The sequence below is a fragment of the Methylobacterium radiodurans genome (genome assembly GCF_003173735.1).
In the GTDB taxonomy this organism is placed as follows: domain Bacteria; phylum Pseudomonadota; class Alphaproteobacteria; order Rhizobiales; family Beijerinckiaceae; genus Methylobacterium; species Methylobacterium radiodurans.
The window spans coordinates 3,680,901-3,698,059 of record NZ_CP029551.1; the positions used below are offsets into that span (position 1 = coordinate 3,680,901).

Here is a 17,159-nt window from a genome sequence, read left to right on the forward strand (position 1 = left end):
GCGAGCGGGTGCGCGCCTACCAGCAGCCGCAGCCGGCGCCGTAGCTGTAGCCGTAGGCCGGGGCGGCGTAGCCGTAGGACGGGTAGCTGTAGCCGACCGGGGCGTAGCCGTAGGAGCCGTAGCCGTTCGTGCCGTAATAGGGCGCGCCGTAGCCGTAGGAGCTGCCCGCGAGCGCGCCCGCCGCGAGGCCGACGCCGAGACCGATCCCCGCGCCGGCGAGCCCGAGGCCGAGGCCCCGACCGTAGCCGCGCCCGCCGTAATAGCCCCGGCCGCCGTAATAGCCGCCGCGATAGCCGTAGCCGGCCGCGCGGTAGCCGAACCCGCGCCCACCGTAGCCGCCGTAACCGAAGCCCCGGCCCGCGTAGCCGCCGTAGCCGAAGCCGCGGTGTCCGGCGAAGCCGCCACCGTAACCGCCGCGATGGCCGCCGTAGCCGTAGGGGCCGGCCTCGGCGCTCACGGGCGTCATCATCAGGCCGGCGCCGAGCGCCGCGCCAGCCAGAACAAGGGCCTTCATCGGGTGTTCTCCAGCGCGCGGGACGCGCGACACGCCAGTCAACGCAAACTTGGCCGTGGCGGTTCAAGCCGGAGCTCTACGCAGATCTTCCCATCCTGGTGGACAACACAGTCCTCGCGCGGGCGGGCGGCACGGGCCTGGGTAGCGCACCATGACGCCTTCGCCATGACGCCTTCGCCATGACGCCTTCGCCGAGGCCCCTTGCCGTGACTTGCATCGTCCCCCTTGCTATGCGCGGGCATCAAGGCACGCGCCGCCGTCCGTTCCCGGCGGCCCTTGCGACGGATCCGACGACACGACCATGAACATCTTCGCCCTGTTCGAGGCGCGCGTGCGCGATGCCCTCGAAGCGCTGACCCGTTCCGGAACCCTGCCCGAGGGGCTCGACCTCGGCCGCGTCGTGGTCGAGCCGCCCCGCGACCCGACCCACGGGGATCTGGCCACCAACGCCGCGCTGGTGCTGGCCAAGGAGGCGCGCGCCAACCCGAAGGCGCTGGGCGAGGCGCTGGCCGCGGAGCTGCGCGCCGACCCGCGCGTCACCGAGGCGAGCGTGGCGGGCCCCGGCTTCATCAACCTGCGGCTGGCGCCGCACGTCCTGCAGGACGTGGTGCGCTCGGCGCTCGCCGACCCGGCGGGCTTCGGCCGGGCCCGGATGCCGGGCGGGCTCGTCAACATCGAGTACGTCTCGGCCAACCCCACGGGACCGATGCATGTCGGCCACGGCCGCGGCGCGGTCTTCGGCGACGCGCTCGCCAACCTCCTCGTCGCGGCGGGCCGCGAGGTCGTGCGCGAGTACTACATCAACGACGCGGGCGCCCAGGTCGTGGTGCTGGCCCGCTCCGCCCACATCCGCTACCTCCAGGCGCTCGGCCGCAGCGACGCCGTGGTGGGGGAGGGGCTCTACCCGGGCGACTACCTGATCCCGGTGGGCCAGAGGCTCGCGGCGGAGTACGGCGATGCGCTCGCCGACAAGCCCGAATCCGAGTGGCTGCCGCTCGTGCGCGACGCGGCGCTCGCCGCCATGATGGACATGATCCGCGACGACCTCGCGGCGATCGGCATCCGCCACGACGTGTTCTTCTCCGAGCGCAAGCTCCAGGACAGCGGCGCGGTGGGCGAATTGCTCGGGGCCCTGCGGGCGCGCGGCCTCGTCTACGAGGGGCGCCTGCCCCCGCCCAAGGGCCAGCTGCCGGAGGATTGGGAGGACCGCGAGCAGACCCTGTTCCGCACGCGCGAGTTCGGCGACGACACCGACCGGCCGCTGCTGAAGTCGGACGGCACCTACACCTACTTCGCGGCCGACATCGCCTACCACCGCGACAAGTTCCTGCGCGGCGCCCGCGAGATGATCGACGTGCTGGGCGCCGACCACGGCGGCTACGTCAAGCGCATGCAGGCGGCCGTGAAGGCGGTCTCGGACGGCGAGGCCACCCTCGACGTGAAGCTCTGCCAGCTGGTGCGCCTCCTGCGCGCGGGCGAGCCCGTGAAGATGTCGAAGCGCGCGGGCGAGTTCGTGACCTTGCGCGAGGTCATCGACGAGGTCGGGCGCGACGCGATCCGGTTCATGATGCTCTACCGGAAGAACGACGCCACCCTCGATTTCGACCTCGCCAAGGTGGTCGAGCAGTCGAAGGACAACCCGGTCTTCTACGTGCAGTACGCCCATGCCCGGGCCCGCTCGGTGCAGCGGCAGGCGCGCGAGGCCTATCCGGACACGGATTTTTCCGACGCCGCGACGCTCGCGCGAGCCCACCTCGGCCTGCTCGCCGATTCGGGCGAGGTCGAGATGATGCGCCTCGTGGCGCAGTACCCCCGGGTGCTGGAAGCGGCCGCCGCCGCGCACGAGCCGCACCGCATCGCCTTCCACCTCTATGAAGTCGCCAGTTCGCTGCATAGTTTCTGGAACAAGGGCAAAGACTTGCCGCAATTACGGTTTGTTAATGCAACCGACCGAAAGTCGACCGAGGCGAGGCTAGCCCTCGTCGAGGCCGTGCGGAGCACGCTCGCTTCCGGTCTCGCAGTGCTGGGCGTCACCGCACCCGACGAGATGCGCTGACGCCCGGATCGGCGTTAGAGGGAGATTGCTGCCATGACGAATGCCGCGCGCGCCCAGCTCGACCTCGAAGCCTTCGCGCGTGAGCTTCAGCAGCAGACCGGGGGCAAGCCGGGCGCGCCCTCGGCCAAGGACCCGCTCGCCGAGCTCGCCCGCATCGTCGGGCAGGACGACCCCTTCCGCGCCCTGCTGGCCGCCCGCGACGAGCGGCGCGGCGAGCAGGATCGCGCCGCGGCGCACCCCGCCCCGCAATCCGCCATGGACCCGTCCTGGCAGGGCCGGGTCGAGCCGAGCTTCGCTCCCGAATCGCATCGCCCCAACCCGGCCGACGCCTTCGACCAGTATCTCGCCTCCGTCGAGCAGGCGCCGCCGGAGAGCTACGGCGAGGAGCCCGCGGCCGACCAGCGCGCCCTGAAGCGCGTGCGGCCCCGCCGCCGGCTCGCCACGGTCGGGGCGGGCGTCGCCGTCGTCGCCGTCGCGGTGAGCGGCGCGCTCGCCTACAAGGGCCTGAGCGGCGGCCATTCCGGCGGCGTGCCGGTGATCCAGGCCGACACGGCCCCGCTCAAGGTCGCCCCGAAGGTCGCCGACGGCGTCGAGATCCCGGACCAGAACCGGCAGATCTACGAGCCGAAGGCGAAGGACAGCCAGATCCGCATCGTCAACCGCGAGGAGCAGCCGATCGACATCGGCCAGGCCGCCCGCGCGGCCCAGACGGGCGCCGTGACCCCGGGCAGCGCCCCGCTCGACGCTTTCGGCGAGCCCCGCCGCGTCCGCACCGTGGCGGTGAAGCCCGACACGCCGCCCGCCACCGCGCCCGCGCCCCAGCGCGAGGCCGCCGACGAGGCGCCGCCCGTCTCGCCCATCCCCACCATGACGATGCCGACCGACGAGCCGGCCCCGCGCGCCAGGCCCGCGCGCCTCGCCGCCGCGACGCCCCAAGTTCCGGTCCAGGCGCCGGTCCAGGCCGCCCAGCCCATCGCTCAGCCCGCCCCCGCCGCGCCGGAGCCCGCCGCCGCGCAGGCGCGCCCCGCCCCGTCGATCCGCAAGGCGCCGCAGCGCCTCGCCTCCGCCTCGCCCGATTCGGTCATCCCGGCCGAGCCCGCCACCACGGCCGCGGCCGACACGCCCGCCGTGAGCAGCGCCGCGGTCGGCGGCTTCTCGGTGCAGCTCGGCGTGCGCAACAGCGCGGGCGACGCCCAGACGGCCTTGCGCGAGATGCAGCGCAAGTACAGCCAGCTCGCCGGCAAGCCCGAGCTGATCCGCCAAGCCGAGGTCAACGGCAAGACCATCTTCCGCGTCCGCGTCGGGCCGCTCGCCAAGGCCGAGGCGACGAGCCTGTGCAGCGAGTTGCAGGGCGCGGGCGGCCAGTGCTTCGTGGCCAAGAACTGAGCCGAGAACCGGGCCAGATCCTGGGCCAGATCCTGGGCCAGATCCTGGGCCGTGTCGCCTAGCGCGTCGGCCGCCTCTCTTCCCCCAAGGTCTTTCCCCCGAGTCCGGAACGCAACACCCGCCGGGCGGCATCGCCCGCGGGCAAGGGGCTGCCCCGCTTTCGCCTTGCGGGCGGGGTTCCTCCGGCGGATCCTCCTCGGCCCCCCGGATCCCGATCCGGTCCCGTCCACCCCGCGCGAGCCCGTCCCGATGTCCTCCCGTGCCCTGATCCTCGGCTGCGCCGGCCGGACCCTCGCGCCGGAGGAGGCCGCCTTCTTCCGGGACGTGCGGCCCTGGGGCTTCATCCTGTTCAAGCGCAACATCGGCACGCCCGACGAGGTGCGGGCGCTGACGGCGGCGCTGCGCGACACGGTCGGCCGGGCCGACGCGCCGATCCTGATCGACCAGGAGGGGGGCCGGGTGCAGCGCATGGGCCCGCCGCACTGGCCGGCCTATCCGGCGGGCCGCGCCTATGCACGCTTCGACGGGGCGGCGGCGGCGCTCGCCCGGCTCGGCGCCCGGCTGATGGCGCACGACCTCGCGGAGGTCGGCATCAACGTCGATTGCGCGCCGGTGCTCGACGTGCCGGTGATGGGCGCGCACGACATCATCGGCGACCGCGCCTACGGCACTACGCCGGCCGCGGTGGCCGAGATCGGCCGGGCGGTGGCCGAGGGCCTGATGGCGGGCGGCGTGCTGCCGGTGATGAAGCACATCCCCGGCCACGGCCGCGCGGCCTGCGACAGCCACCACGGCCTGCCGGTGGTCGAGACCGACCTCGCCACCCTGGAGGCCCAGGATTTCGCGCCCTTCCGGGCGCTCGCCGACCTGCCGATGGCGATGAGCGCCCATGTGGTCTTCCGGGCGCTGGACCCCGAGCGGCCGGCCACCCAATCGCCCACGGTGATCGGACGGGTGATTCGCGACGCGATCGGCTTCGACGGCCTGCTGATGACCGACGACCTCTCGATGCACGCCCTCCAGGGTCCGTTCCGGGCCCGCGCCGAGGCGGCCTTCGCGGCGGGGATCGACGTGGCGCTCCACTGCAACGGCGACCGCGCCGAGATGCAGGCGGTCGCCGAGGGCGCGCCGCTGCTCGCGGGCGAGGCCGCCCGCCGGGCCGAGGCGGCCCTCGCCCGGCTGGGTGCGGGCGAGGGCCTCGACCTGCCCGAGGCCCGCGCCCGCTTCGCGGCGGCCCTCGGTCTGGCGGCCTGATCGGGACGCGATCGCACTGCTCGGGCCCGCGCGGGCGGCCCCCCGTCCGCCCAACGCGGAGAGGGGGCCTTGGGCTCAGTTCGTCCGGCGCGAGACCGAGACCGCGTAGGCCGGCGAGCGGATCGCGAACATCGGGTCGTCGCTCGGGCCGGCAACGCCGTCCGGCAGCTCCGCCACCGGGTCGAAGGTCCGGGCGTCGCACGTCGCGTCCGGCGCGATCGCCGTGATGCTCAGCGTGCCCAGCGTCTCCGTCTTGCGGCTCTCCTCGGGCCAGGCGGCGGTCGGGTCCGCGGTCGGATCGCCGGGCTCGGCCAGGATCGCCACGAGGTCGAAGCGGGCCGGGCCCTTGGCGAGGCGCTCCTTCAGCTCGTCCACGTAGAAGCTGTCGGGCTTGGCCTTCAGCTCGTCGTCCGTGAGGCCGGCCTTGTCGGCGGAGACGAATTTGAGCTTCGCGACCTTCGCCTCGTTCTTCGCGTTCGTCAGCGTGTAGGCGTGCACCGCCCAGTAATCGACGCCCGCGTAGCTCGCCGGCACCGGCCGGGCGTTGAGCCAGGCCGCCTGGCGGGTGGTCTCGGGGTTCTGGGCCGAGAAGGCCTTGATCTTCTCCGCGTCCGGCTTGCCGTCCGGGCCGGGGGCGCGGACCTGCAGGAATTCGAGGAGCTGGGCCGGGGTCTTCGTCGAGAAGACCGGCGCCGAGATCACCACGAACACGAGGTCGCCGGCCGGGTCCTCCATCCGCATCGCGAAGCCGCGGGTGACGGGCTTGGCCTTGTCGGAGACCTTCGGGTTGCTGCCGCCCATCGAGAAGCGGGCGGTGACCGGCACGGTCTTGGTGAAGTGCGGCGCCTTCGAAAGAGCCGCGGCGCCGGGGGCGGGCGCGAATGCGCCCTTCAGGCAGACGCCCTTGGCACCGCTGGCGCGCACGCCCGTGTGGTTGCCGCCGGCCGCGAACTGGGCGGCGACGATGGCGCCGGCATCGGTCTCCTCGGCGCGGGCCGCGCTCACGAGGCAGGCGGCCGCGGCGGCGCAGCCGGCGATGGTGCGGAACCGGATCATGGGGCGTCTCCCGAAATCGTTGGGCCGAGAATCGGCGGCAGGCAACGACATCCTTGGAACCATTTTAATTGCGCACAATCAAGTCACAAACGCCGTCGCGGCCCGGATCTCGCCCCCGCGGCGTTTCCGCGCTATCGGCCGGGCCATGCTCAGCCCCCTCGTCGCCGTGGCGCTCGCCGCCGCGCTCTCCGCCGGCCTGATCGTGCGCCTGCGCCCGCTCCTGGTGCGCTACGCGCTCGCCCGGCCGAACGCCCGCTCCAGCCACGCCGAGCCGACACCGCAGGGCGGAGGCATCGCCGTGGTGACGGCGGCCCTGTTCGCGGCCGGGGTGCTGCGCACGTCCGATCTGGGCGATGTCGGCGAGTGGTTGGCGCTCGCCGGCGGCGCCACGATCCTGGCCGTGCTCGGCGCGGTCGACGACATCCGGCCGCTGCCGGCGAGTTTACGGCTCGCGGTGCAGGCCGCGGTAGTGACCGCGCTGGTGGCCAGCCTGCGGGGGCAGCTCCTGCCCTGGCTGCCGCTGCCGGTCGAGCGCGCGCTGGCGGTGCTGGCAGGGCTCTGGTTCGTCAACCTCGTCAACTTCATGGACGGGCTCGACTGGATGACGGTGGCCGAGATCGTGCCGGTGACGGGCGCGCTCCTCGCCTTCGGCGCGCTCGGCTACCTGCCGGCTCTGCCGACCCTCGTGGCGGCGGGGCTGCTCGGGGCGATGCTCGGCTTCGCGCCCTTCAACCGGCCGGTGGCGCGGCTCTTCCTGGGCGATGTCGGCGCGCTGCCGATCGGGCTCCTCGTGGCGTGGCTGCTCTACCGCCTCGCCCTCGAGGGTGGGCTCACCGCCGCGATCCTGCTGCCGCTCTACTACCTGGCCGACGCCACCCTGACGCTGCTGCGCCGGCTCCAAGCCGGCGAGCGGGTCTGGGAGGCGCATCGCAGCCACTTCTACCAGCGGGCGACGGTGAACGGGCTCACCGTGCCGGGCGTGGTCGGGCGCGTCCTCGCGCTCAACCTCGCGCTGGCGGGGCTGGCGGCCGCGACCTTGCTTTGGCCGGCATGGCCCGTCACCGTGGCCGCGCTCGCCCTCGGCACGATCCTCGTCGCGGGGCTGCTCGCCCGCTTCGCCCGCGCCAGGAGCTAGCAACCGGTGACCCGCGATATCCGTCACGTGGCCCTCACCGGGGCGACGGGCTTCATCGGCCGGCATCTCCTGCGCAGCCTGACCGCCCGGGGCTACCGGGTGCGGGTGCTGCTGCGCCGGCCCGTAGAGGTGCCGGAGGGGGCGGCCAGCGCCGTCGTCGGCGACCTGACGCGGCCGATGAACATGGCGGCCGCCCTCTCGGACATCGACGCGGTGGTGCACTCGGCCGGGCTCGCCCACGCCATGTCGGGGGCGCCGGAGGACGATTACCGCACCCTCAACACCGAGGCGACGCGCCGCCTCGCCGAGGCCGCCGCCCGCGCCAGGGTGCGCCGCTTCGTCTTCCTCTCCTCGATCCGGGCGCAGTGCGGGGCGAGCGCGCCGGGCGTGCTCACCGAGGCCGACGCGCCCGCGCCCACGGACGCCTATGGCCGCTCGAAGCTCGACGCGGAGCGGGCGCTCGCCGAGACCGGTCTCGACTGGGTGGCCCTGCGCCCCGTCCTCGTCTATGGGGCGGGGGTGAAGGGCAACATGGCGGCCCTCCTGCGGCTCGCCCGCACGCCCTACTGGCTGCCGCTGGGGAGCCTCTCGGCACGGCGCTCGCTGATCTCCGCGGAGAGCCTCGCGGCGGCGGTCGACGCGGTGCTCGCCGCCCCCGGGCCCCTGAACCGGGCGCTCGTCGCGGCCGATCCCGACCCGCTGACCCTGCCCGAGATGGTGGCCGCCCTGCGCCGGGGCCTAGGCCGCGGACCCGGCCTCGTGCCGGTGCCGGCGGGACTCCTCGGCCTGGCCTGCCGGCTCGCGGGCCGCCAGGAGGCCTTCGCGCGGCTGGGCGGGGGCCTGGTTGCGCGCGCCGACGGGCTCGCGGCGCTCGGCTGGCGTCCCGCCGCGACGACGCCCGAGGGGCTCGCCAAACTCGCGCGGGAGCTCGCGCGGGACGGGGCAGGGGACGGGGCTTAAGCCCTCAGCGGTGCCGGTAGGCCAGGCAGAAGTCCGGCGCCTCCTCGTCGAGGTCGTCGCAGCCGCGGGCAATCTCCTCCTCGATCAGCGCGCAGGGATTGCTCGCGTTGCAGGGCGGGCGCGTCGCCGGAGAGACCGCGACGCAGCGCGCGACCAGGGCCGCCGCCCGGCTCGGGCCGACGCTCGCCCGGCAGGATTCCTCGGCGGTCGCGCCCCCGGCCGCGACGAGCAGCAGGGTGAGCGGCAAGGCCGCCGCGACGGCCGGGCGCGGGCGGTCCCGCCGGATGATGGTCGTCACGCGTCACCTCGCTCCCGCCGCACGCGCGCAGGGCCCGTACGGAGGGTGGCGCAACGGGCAGGCTCCCGGCAAGTGCAGGGCCCTCGCAATGGGAGACGCGGCCGTGACACGTCCCGTCCTGGGTCCGCATCTCCCCAACCGATCGTCCGGGAGGGGCCGCGGCCCTACCGGTCGTACTTCACGTAGGCGAAGCGCGGGTCGGTCGGGGTGCCCTCCAGCGGACCGCCCTCGGCGCCGGGCTGCCAGCCCACCACCTCCTCGATCTTGGCGGCGAGCGCGAAGTCCTTGTCGGTGATGCCCTTGGCGGCGTGGTTCATCAGCCGCACCTCGACCCAGGCGTATGAGGCGGTGAGATCCGGGTGGTGCCAGGCGGCCTCGGCGAGGTGGCCCACCGTGTTGATCACCATGAGCGTGCTCTTCCAGCCCGCCGTCTTGTAGGTGCGCCGGATCCAGCCGTCCTCGTAGCGCCAGGCCGGCAGCTCGGCCTTCAGCCGCGCCTCGATCGTGGCCTCGTCCAGGGCTCCCTCGCGCCGCTCGCTCATCGTCCGTCTCCTCCTCCGCTTCCCCGAGCGTGCCCCGGGCGGGAGGCGCGCGCAAGACGGGGCCCGGCACGGGCCTCGGGGTGCGGCGCAGGCGCCCGCACGGGCCCCTCCGGCCCGTTGCCGATGGACGCGGTGGGGCTGGCACCCTATGACTTTTCGGCAATGGCACCGGGGACCGCACGCGCGCGAAGTGCGCGATCGGAATCCGGCCTCGAAGAACCGCGACTATCCAGGGAGACGACGCCATGCTGTCACGGCGCGGATTGCTCGCCGCCGCGGCGCTCGCCGCCCTGACCGCGCCGCCCGTCCCGTCCGCCCGGGCGGCCGCTCCCGTGTTCCGCCTCGGCAGCCTGCCCTTCGGCACGGTCGCCTGGGAGGCGGCGGTGATCAAGGCCCGCGGGCTCGATACGGCCAACGGCTTCAGCCTCGAAGTGGTCAAGCTCGCCGGCAACGACGCCGCCCGCATCGCCTTCATGGGCGGCCAGGTCGACGCCATCGTGGGCGACCTGCTCTGGGCGGCCCGCCTCGGCAACGAGGGCCGGCGGCTGCGCTTCATCCCCTACTCGACCACCGAGGGCGCCGTGATGGTGCCGGAGGCGAGCCCGATCCGCGGCCTGAAGGATCTCGCCGGCAAGCGCCTCGGCGTGGCGGGCGGCCCCCTCGACAAGAACTGGCTGCTGCTCAGGGCCCAGGCCCGGGACGCGGCCGGGCTCGACCTCGAATCCGGGGCGGAGCTCGCCTACGGCGCGCCGCCGCTGATCACCCTGAAGCTGGAGCAGGGCGCCCTCGACGCCGCGCTCACCTACTGGACCTACTGCGCCCGGCTCGAGGCCAAGGGCTTCCGCCGGGTGATCGGGGCCGACGACATCATGCGGGCCTTCGGGGCGACCGGCTCGGTCGCGCTGATCGGCTATCTCGTCGACGGTGCCACCGTCGAGGGCAGGCCGCAGCTGGTGGCGAGCTTCGCCCGCGCCTCGCGCGCCGCCAAGGACATGCTGGCCTCCGACCCCGCGACCTGGGAGATCGTGCGCCCGCTGATGACGGCCGAGGACGAGGCGACCTTCGAGGCGCTGAAGCGCGAGTTCCTCGCCGGCATCCCGCGCCGCCCCATCGCGGACGAGCGCGCGGACGGGGAGCGGCTCTACGCGGTGCTGCAGCGGCTCGGCGGCGAGCGCGTCGTCGGCAGCGGCCCGAGCCTGCCGGCCGGGCTCTACTTCGACGGGAACCGGGATGGCTGAGCGGGCAGGGCGGGTGGTCGGGCAGTTGACCGGGCGGGCGGAGCGCCCCAGCGCATGACGCTCCCGTGATTCCTCTCACGACGCCTGCCGCGACGCCTGCCGCATGACGCTCATCGCCCGCCTCGTCTCGGTGCTGGTGCTGCTCGGTGCCTGGCAGGTGGCCGCGGCGCAGGCCGGCTCGCGCCTGCTGCCGGCGCCGCTGGCGGTCGCCGAGTTCATCGCCCAGGAGGCGGCGCGGGGCGACCTGTTCCACAATGTCGGCATCACGCTCCTGCGCGTCGCGATCTCGTTCGCGCTCGCCATGGGGCTCGGCGTGCTGCTCGGCGTCGCGCTCGGGCGGATCCGGGCGCTCGACGCCGTGCTCGACACGCCGCTCCTCGTGCTCCTCAACACGCCGGCCCTCGTCATCACGGTGCTGGCCTATATCTGGGTCGGGCTCACCGAGAGCGCGGCGATCCTGGCGGTGGTGCTCAACAAGCTGCCCAACGTCGCGGTCATCATGCGCGAGGGCGCGCGCGAGCTGGACCCGAACCTCCAGGAGATGGCCCGTACCTACCGCTTCGACCGCCGCACCTGGATCGCCCACGTGCTGGTGCCCCAGCTTCAGCCCTACGCGGTCGCCGCCGCCCGCTCGGGGCTCTCGCTCGCCTGGAAGATCGTGCTGGTGATCGAGCTGCTCGGCCGCCCGGACGGGGTCGGCTTCGCCATCAACTTCTACTTCGTGCAGAGCACGAACGTCGCAGCGATCCTCGGCTACAGCATCGTCTTCATGAGCGTGATGATCGCGGTCGACATCCTCGTCCTGCAGCGGATCCAGGCCCATGTCCGCCGCAGGCGATAAGATGTCCGCCGCAAGCGATAACGTGCCCGCCGCCGGCGATCACGCGTCCGTCCTGCGGGTGGCGATCGACCGCAAGGTCTACGGCGCCGGCCTGCCCGAGCCCGTCGAGGCGGTGCGCGGGCTCGCCTTCACGGTGGGGCAGGGCGAGATCGTCTGCCTGATCGGCCCCTCGGGGGCGGGCAAGTCGACCACCTTGCGCATCCTGCTCGGGCTCGACGCCGCCTACGAGGGCCGGGTCGAGCCTGACCCGCGCGGGACGGAGACCGCGCCCGGCATGGTGTTCCAGGAGCCGCGGCTGCTGCCCTGGCGCACGGTCGAGCAGAACGTGCGCCTCGCCCTGCCGCGGGCGCGGCGCGGGCGCGACCTCGACGCGCTGTTCGGGCATCTCGGGCTCGAGCCCTGGCGCGGGCGCTATCCGGGGGCGCTCTCGCTCGGCATGCAGCGGCGGGTGGCGCTGGCCCGGGCGCTCGCCGACGAGCCGCGCCTGCTCGTGCTCGACGAGCCCTTCGTCTCCCTCGACGACGCGGCGGCGGCGGCACTGCGCGGCCTCGTGGTCGACACGGTCGACCGGCTCGGGATGAGCGTGCTGATGGTGACCCACAACGTCGCGGAGGCGATCGCGATCGCCGACCGGCTGCTGCTGCTCTCGCCCCGGCCGGCGAGCCTCGTCGCCGAGATCCGCCTCGACCGGCCCCGGTCCGAGCGCGACCGGGCCTGGGCGGAGGCGACGCGGCGGGACCTCGCCGCCCGCCACCCGGGCGTGATCGCGGACTGAGCGGGCCCGCGCACCGTCAGGCCCGCGCCAGATCGCCCAGCAGCCCGGCGGCGACGCTCGCCTTCGACACGGTGAGCCCCGAGGCGGCGATCCCCGACACCGCGTCGCGGATGCGCGCGAGGGCCGGCCCCCTGGCACGGATCCAGGCCTCGACCGCCTCCGGGCCGGCGCCGCCGTCGCCCACGACCTCAGCGGTCAGCGCCCGGTGGGCGCGGGCGATGCCGGCCACCGCCCGCTCCAGCGCGACCCGGTCGAAGGTGTCGGAGACGGGCGCCGCCCGCGCCTCCACGGCGAGGTCGCCGAGCCGGAAGGCCCGCTCCAGGGCGAAATGCGTCGCGGCGATCTCCGCCACCGGCCGGCCGCTGGTCTCGGCAACCCGCACGATGTCGGGCGCGGCGGTGAGCCGGCCGAGCGCCGCGAGCCGGCCCGCGGCGGCCTCGCCGAGGCCGAGATCCGAGAGTTCCGCCCGGCGCGCCTCGAGCGCCGCGCGGGCCTCCGCGTCGAGCACCTCGGGGAGTGCGGCGACGAGCGCGCTCACCCCGTCGCGGTAGCGCGCCACCACGGGGGCGATCCCGCCCGAGAGGTCGATCTCGCGCAGGAACCACGTGATGCGCCCGGTGAGCAGGTCCTGCACCGCGGCGTAGAGGTCGAGCTGGGCCGCGCCCGGGATGCGGCCGGCGAGCCCGTCGATCGCCGCGTTCAGCTCCATCAGCCCGAAGGCGTCGCGGGTCACCGCGTAGGCGCGGGCGATGGCGGCGGGCTCCGCCCCCGCCTCGTCGGCGAGCCGGGTGACCAGCGAGATGCCGCCCCGGTTGACGATGATGTTCGACAGAGCAGTCGCGATGATCTCGCGCCGCAGCCGGTGCCCCTTCACGGCGTCGGGGAATTTTTCGCGCAAGGCTCCGGGGAAGTAGCGCTGCAGCTCCCGGTCGAAATAGGGATCGTTGACCGCCGGCCCCGCCAGCAGCGCGTCGTAGAGCGCGAGCTTGGCGTAGGCGAGCAGCACCGCGTATTCGGGCCGGGTCAGCCCCTCGCCCCGGCGCAGGCGCTCGGCCAGCGTCGCATCGTCGGGCAGGAACTCGACCGCGCGGTCGAGGCGTCCCTCCGCCTCCAGCACCTGCATGGTGCGGGCGGCGAAGCCCGCCTCGCCGGCCCCGCGCCGCTCGGCGAGCGAGAGGGCGAGCGTCTGGAGTTCGTTGTTGCGCAGCACCAGCCGGGCGACCTCGTCGGTCATCGCGGCGAGCAGGCTGTTGCGCTCCTCAGGCCCCAGCCGCCCGTCGCGCTCCGGAATCATCAGGGCGATCTTGATGTTCACCTCGACGTCCGAGGTGTTCACGCCCGCCGAGTTGTCGATCGCGTCGGTGTTGAGCCGCACGCCCGCGCGGGCCGCCTCGATGCGCCCGCGCTGGGTGAGGCCGAGGTTGGCGCCCTCGCCCACGACCCTCGCGCGCAGCTCCGACCCGGTGATGCGCACCGCGTCGTTCGCCCGGTCGCCCGCATCCGCGTCGGTCTCCGCTCCCGCCCGCACATAGGTGCCGATGCCGCCGAACCAGAGGAGGTCGACGGGCGCGCGCAGGATCGCCTGCATCACCTCGGCGGGCGAGGCCTCCGCCCGGTCGAGGTCGAGCACCCGGCGGATCTCGGTGGAGAGCGGGATCGCCTTGGAGGAGCGCGGGAACACCCCGCCGCCCCGCGAGATCAGCGCCCGGTCGTAGTCGGCCCAGGAGGAGCGGGGCAGGCCGAACAGGCGCTTCCGCTCGGCAAAGCTCGCGGCCGGATCGGGATCGGGGTCGAGGAAGATGTCGCGGTGGTCGAAGGCCGCCACGAGCCGGAGGCTTGCTGAGAGCAGCATGCCGTTGCCGAAGACGTCGCCCGACATGTCGCCGACGCCCACGACCGTCACGGGATCGGCCTGCACGTCCACGTCCATCTCGCGGAAGTGGCGTCGCACCGCCTCCCAGGCGCCCCGCGCCGTGATGCCCATGCCCTTGTGGTCGTAGCCCTGGCTGCCGCCCGACGCGAAGGCGTCGCCGAGCCAGTGGCCCCGCTCGATCGAGAGCGCGTTGGCGATGTCCGAGAAGGTGGCGGTGCCCTTGTCGGCCGCCACCACCAGGTAGGCGTCGTCAGGGTCCTGCCGCACGGTCTCGGCGGGGGGCACGATCTGCCCGTCCACGATGTTGTCGGTGAGTTCGAGGAGCGCCCGGATGAAGACCCGGTAGCTCTCGGTGCCCTCGGCGAGCCAGGCGGCGCGATCGGAGACCGGGGGCAGGCGCTTCGGGTAGAAGCCGCCCTTGGCGCCCACCGGCACGATCACCGCGTTCTTCACCTGCTGGGCCTTCACCAGCCCCAGGATCTCGGTGCGGAAATCCTCCGGCCGGTCGGACCAGCGCAGGCCGCCGCGGGCGACGTAGCCGTAGCGCAGGTGCACGCCCTCGACGCGGGGGGCGTAGACGAAGATCTCGAAGAAGGGCTTGGGCAGCGGCATGTTGGCCACCGCCGCGCAGGCGAACTTGAAGCTGATCGTCTCGCGGGATCCTCCGTCCGGCCCGGCCTGGTAGAGGTTGGTCCGGACGGCCGCCTCCACGAGGTTGACGAAGCGGCGCAGGATCCGGTCCTCGTCGAGGCTCGTCACGTCGGCGAGCCGCGCCTCCAGCTCCTCGCGCAGGGCGCGCTGCGCGGCCTCGCGGTCGCCCGCCAGGCTCGGATCGAAGCGGGCGTGGAACAGGGCGACGATGCCCCGGGCGATCGCCGGATGGCGGCTGAGCGTCGCCGCGAGGTAGTCCTGGCCGTAGCGGATGCGCAGCTGGCGCAGATACCGCCCGAGGGCGCGCAGCAAAGCCGCCTCGCGCCAGGGCAGCGCCGCCTCCAGCACCAGCCGGTTGTAGGCGTCGGACTCGGCCCGGCCCTCGCCGATGGCGATCAGGGCCTCCTCCAAGGGGCGCTCCAGCGCGGCGAAATCGACTGCGGCGCCGGAGGCGCGCTCCAGCAGCATGTCGTGCAGCCAGACCCGGGCCCCGTCCGGCGCGGTGACCCGGTAGGTGCGCTCGTCGATCACCCGGAAGCCCATGTTCTCCAGGGCCGGAACCCGGTCGGAGAGGGCGAGCGCCGCCCCGCGGGAGAACACCTTGAGGCGGACCTGGGAATCCGGGTCGGCCTCGCGCCGGCCGAGGTCGGCGGCGCGGGGGTTGGACTCGGAGAGGCGCTCCAGGAGGGCGATGTCCGCCACCGCCACGTCGGGCGAAAAATTCTCCCGGTAGGCCGCCCCGAAGGCCTCGGCGTAAGACCCGAACAGGCGCCTCGCCTCGGCGCCGTCGCGGGTCTCGCCCAGCGCGGCGCGCAGGCCGTCCGCCCAGGTGCGCACCAGCGCGCCGACGCCCGCCTCCAGCACGGCCGGGTCGCGCTCGGGCGCGCCCTCGGAGAGCCCTACGATGACGTGGAGCCGGGCGAGCGGCCCCTCCGGCATGTCAGCGTAGGAGGCCGAGAGCCGCCCGCCGTAGGATTCGGCGAGGTAGGCGCCGATCCGGGCGCGCACGCGGGTGTCGTAGCGGTCCTTCGGCACGTAGACGAGGAGCGAGACGAAGCGGCCGAAACGGTCGATGCGCGAGAGCAGCCGCACCCGCGGCCGGTCGGAGAGATCCGTGATGGCGAGCACGAAGCGGGTCAGCCGCTCCACGTCGATCTGGAACAGGTCGTCGCGCGGGTAGGTCTCCAGCACCGCGATCAGGCCGCGGCCGGCATGGCTCGTCGGGTCAAGCCCGGCCCGGGCCACCACCGCCGCCACCTTACGGCGCAGCACCGGCACCTCGCGCGCCGGGGCCGTGTAGGCGGAGGCGGTGAACAGGCCGACCACCCGCAATTCACCCGCGAGCGCGCCGGATTCCGAGAACAGCTTGATGCCGACATAGTCGAGATGAGCCGCCCGGTGGACGCGCGACTTCACGCTCGCCTTCGAGATGATCAGCGCCTGCGGCTCGGCCAGGAAGGCGCGGATCTCCGGGCTGAGCCCGACCAGTTCCCGGCCCCGGCGCAGCACCGCGAGCGCGGGGTCGCGCAGCACGCCGAGGCTCTCCTCCGCGGACTCGCTCTCCCTCTCGGCCCCGTCCGGGGCGAGCCCGTGCTCGCGCAGGCCCAGGACCGTGAAGTGCCCGTCGAGCAGCCACCACAGGAAGGCGCGGGCCTCGTCGATCTCGTCCTCGGGCAGCGGCGTCGGGCCGTCGCCGTAGGCGGCGGCCAGCGCCTCCAGGCGGGCCAGCATCGCGGGCCGGTCGGCATCCGCCACCGCGACGTCGCCGAGCGTCGCCACGAGCCCGGCCTCCAGGCGTCGGCGCGGCTCGCCCTCCAGGCGGTCGAGATGGAGCTGGATCAGGCTCTCGCGGGCGAGCCCCCCGGCCGCCTCCGCGGTGGTCTCGCCGACGACGCGCAGGAGGGCGCCGCGATCGTCGCGCTCGACCCCGAGGATCGGGTGGGCGACGAGGAGCGGTACGAGCCCCTGACCGGTAAGTTCGGCGAGGCAGGAATCGAGCAGGAAGGGCCGGTTGTCGTTGATGGCCTCGACCACCGTCAGGTCGCGCGGCCGTCCGTCCCGGGTGACCGTGACGTCGTGGAGCCGCAGGCTCGCCGGGTCGCCCGGCCGGCGCGGCCCGGCGAGATGCCCCCGGGCGAGGCGGGCGAGCTCGGCCAGAGCCTCGGCGGGGTAGGGCGCGAGATCCTCCGGCGGCACCCGCCCGAACAGGTCGCGCACGAAGCCGCCCGGCTCGCCGCGCCCGGCCGCCGTCTCGGCGGCGGCCTCGATCAGGTCGGAGCGGGCGGATTTCGCCGCGGCGCTGGCGAGCGCCGTGGCGGTCTCCAGCGCGGATCCCGGATCGGTTCCCGGAGCAGGTCCTTGGGCAGGTCCTTGGGCAGGGTCCGGATGGGTGTCCATGACCATGGAATCTCTCCCGAATCGTCGGCGGCCTCTGGCCTAGCTAGGGCCAGGGGTGCGGCCGAGTCGACCGCGGCGCGGGCTCCGGCCTGACGGACGGTGCGGCCTGACACCTGCGGAGCCCGGCGTGCCGCCCTCAACTTCCCGCGGCGATTGGTCTATGGCCGAAGCGCGAAGGATTCG

The 17,159-nt window shown here is 74.2% G+C and carries 13 protein-coding genes; 8 read left to right on the plus strand and 5 right to left on the minus strand.

What is annotated here, in order from left to right; all coding sequences use genetic code 11:
- Positions 1-16: 16 nt before the first annotated feature.
- The gene (locus DK427_RS17210; RefSeq protein WP_109952329.1) at positions 17-514 is read right to left on the minus strand and encodes a hypothetical protein; all 498 of its coding nucleotides are present in this window, start codon (positions 512-514) and stop codon (positions 17-19) included.
- A 301-nt stretch (positions 515-815) separates the two neighbouring features.
- On the opposite strand from DK427_RS17210, the gene argS reads away from it, so the two are divergent.
- The 3 genes from argS (at position 816) to nagZ (ending at position 5,210) form a co-directional block, all read left to right on the plus strand.
- Positions 816-2,570, plus strand: a complete 1,755-nt coding sequence (gene argS, locus DK427_RS17215; protein WP_109952330.1) for an arginine--tRNA ligase — start codon at positions 816-818, stop codon at positions 2,568-2,570.
- A 33-nt stretch (positions 2,571-2,603) separates the two neighbouring features.
- Positions 2,604-3,956: an SPOR domain-containing protein gene (locus DK427_RS17220; protein WP_109952331.1), complete on the plus strand. Its 1,353-nt coding sequence runs from the start codon at positions 2,604-2,606 to the stop codon at positions 3,954-3,956.
- Positions 3,957-4,205: 249 nt separating this feature from the next.
- Positions 4,206-5,210: a beta-N-acetylhexosaminidase gene (gene nagZ, locus DK427_RS17225; protein ID WP_109952332.1), complete on the plus strand. Its 1,005-nt coding sequence runs from the start codon at positions 4,206-4,208 to the stop codon at positions 5,208-5,210.
- Between the two features lie 75 nt (positions 5,211-5,285).
- On the opposite strand, the gene DK427_RS17230 is transcribed toward nagZ, so the two are convergent.
- The gene (locus tag DK427_RS17230) at positions 5,286-6,266 is read right to left on the minus strand and encodes a catalase family peroxidase (protein ID WP_109952333.1); all 981 of its coding nucleotides are present in this window, start codon (positions 6,264-6,266) and stop codon (positions 5,286-5,288) included.
- 145 nt (positions 6,267-6,411) lie between these two features.
- Here DK427_RS17230 and DK427_RS17235 point away from each other — a divergent pair, with 145 nt between their 5' ends.
- Together DK427_RS17235 and DK427_RS17240 are read left to right on the plus strand one after the other, a co-directional pair.
- The gene (locus tag DK427_RS17235; RefSeq protein WP_109952334.1) at positions 6,412-7,401 is read left to right on the plus strand and encodes an MraY family glycosyltransferase; all 990 of its coding nucleotides are present in this window, start codon (positions 6,412-6,414) and stop codon (positions 7,399-7,401) included.
- Positions 7,402-7,407: 6 nt separating this feature from the next.
- A complete protein-coding gene (locus tag DK427_RS17240; protein ID WP_245930609.1) occupies positions 7,408-8,361 on the plus strand; it encodes an NAD-dependent epimerase/dehydratase family protein in 954 nt (317 codons plus the stop codon).
- A gap of 4 nt (positions 8,362-8,365) precedes the next feature.
- On the opposite strand, the gene DK427_RS17245 is transcribed toward DK427_RS17240, so the two are convergent.
- Together DK427_RS17245 and DK427_RS17250 are read right to left on the minus strand one after the other, a co-directional pair.
- Positions 8,366-8,659 carry a hypothetical protein gene (locus tag DK427_RS17245; protein ID WP_109952335.1) on the minus strand — a complete coding sequence of 98 codons (294 nt, stop codon included), beginning with the start codon at positions 8,657-8,659 and terminating at the stop codon, positions 8,366-8,368.
- Positions 8,660-8,823: 164 nt separating this feature from the next.
- Positions 8,824-9,201 carry a 4a-hydroxytetrahydrobiopterin dehydratase gene (locus DK427_RS17250; protein WP_109952336.1) on the minus strand — a complete coding sequence of 126 codons (378 nt, stop codon included), beginning with the start codon at positions 9,199-9,201 and terminating at the stop codon, positions 8,824-8,826.
- Positions 9,202-9,446: 245 nt separating this feature from the next.
- Here DK427_RS17250 and DK427_RS17255 point away from each other — a divergent pair, with 245 nt between their 5' ends.
- The 3 genes from DK427_RS17255 to DK427_RS17265 all read left to right on the plus strand — a co-directional run bounded on the left by DK427_RS17255 (position 9,447) and on the right by DK427_RS17265 (position 12,055).
- Positions 9,447-10,439, plus strand: coding sequence for an ABC transporter substrate-binding protein (locus DK427_RS17255; RefSeq protein ID WP_109952337.1), 993 nt, complete (start codon positions 9,447-9,449; stop codon positions 10,437-10,439).
- A gap of 103 nt (positions 10,440-10,542) precedes the next feature.
- The gene (locus DK427_RS17260) at positions 10,543-11,280 is read left to right on the plus strand and encodes an ABC transporter permease (protein ID WP_109952338.1); all 738 of its coding nucleotides are present in this window, start codon (positions 10,543-10,545) and stop codon (positions 11,278-11,280) included.
- 1 nt (position 11,281) lies between these two features.
- Positions 11,282-12,055 carry an ABC transporter ATP-binding protein gene (locus DK427_RS17265; RefSeq protein ID WP_245930610.1) on the plus strand — a complete coding sequence of 258 codons (774 nt, stop codon included), beginning with the start codon at positions 11,282-11,284 and terminating at the stop codon, positions 12,053-12,055.
- A 16-nt stretch (positions 12,056-12,071) separates the two neighbouring features.
- Here DK427_RS17265 and DK427_RS17270 read toward each other — a convergent pair whose 3' ends face one another.
- Positions 12,072-16,982 (minus strand): NAD-glutamate dehydrogenase, encoded by a 4,911-nt coding sequence (locus DK427_RS17270; protein WP_425452476.1) that lies wholly within the window; start codon positions 16,980-16,982, stop codon positions 12,072-12,074.
- Positions 16,983-17,159 lie beyond the last annotated feature (177 nt).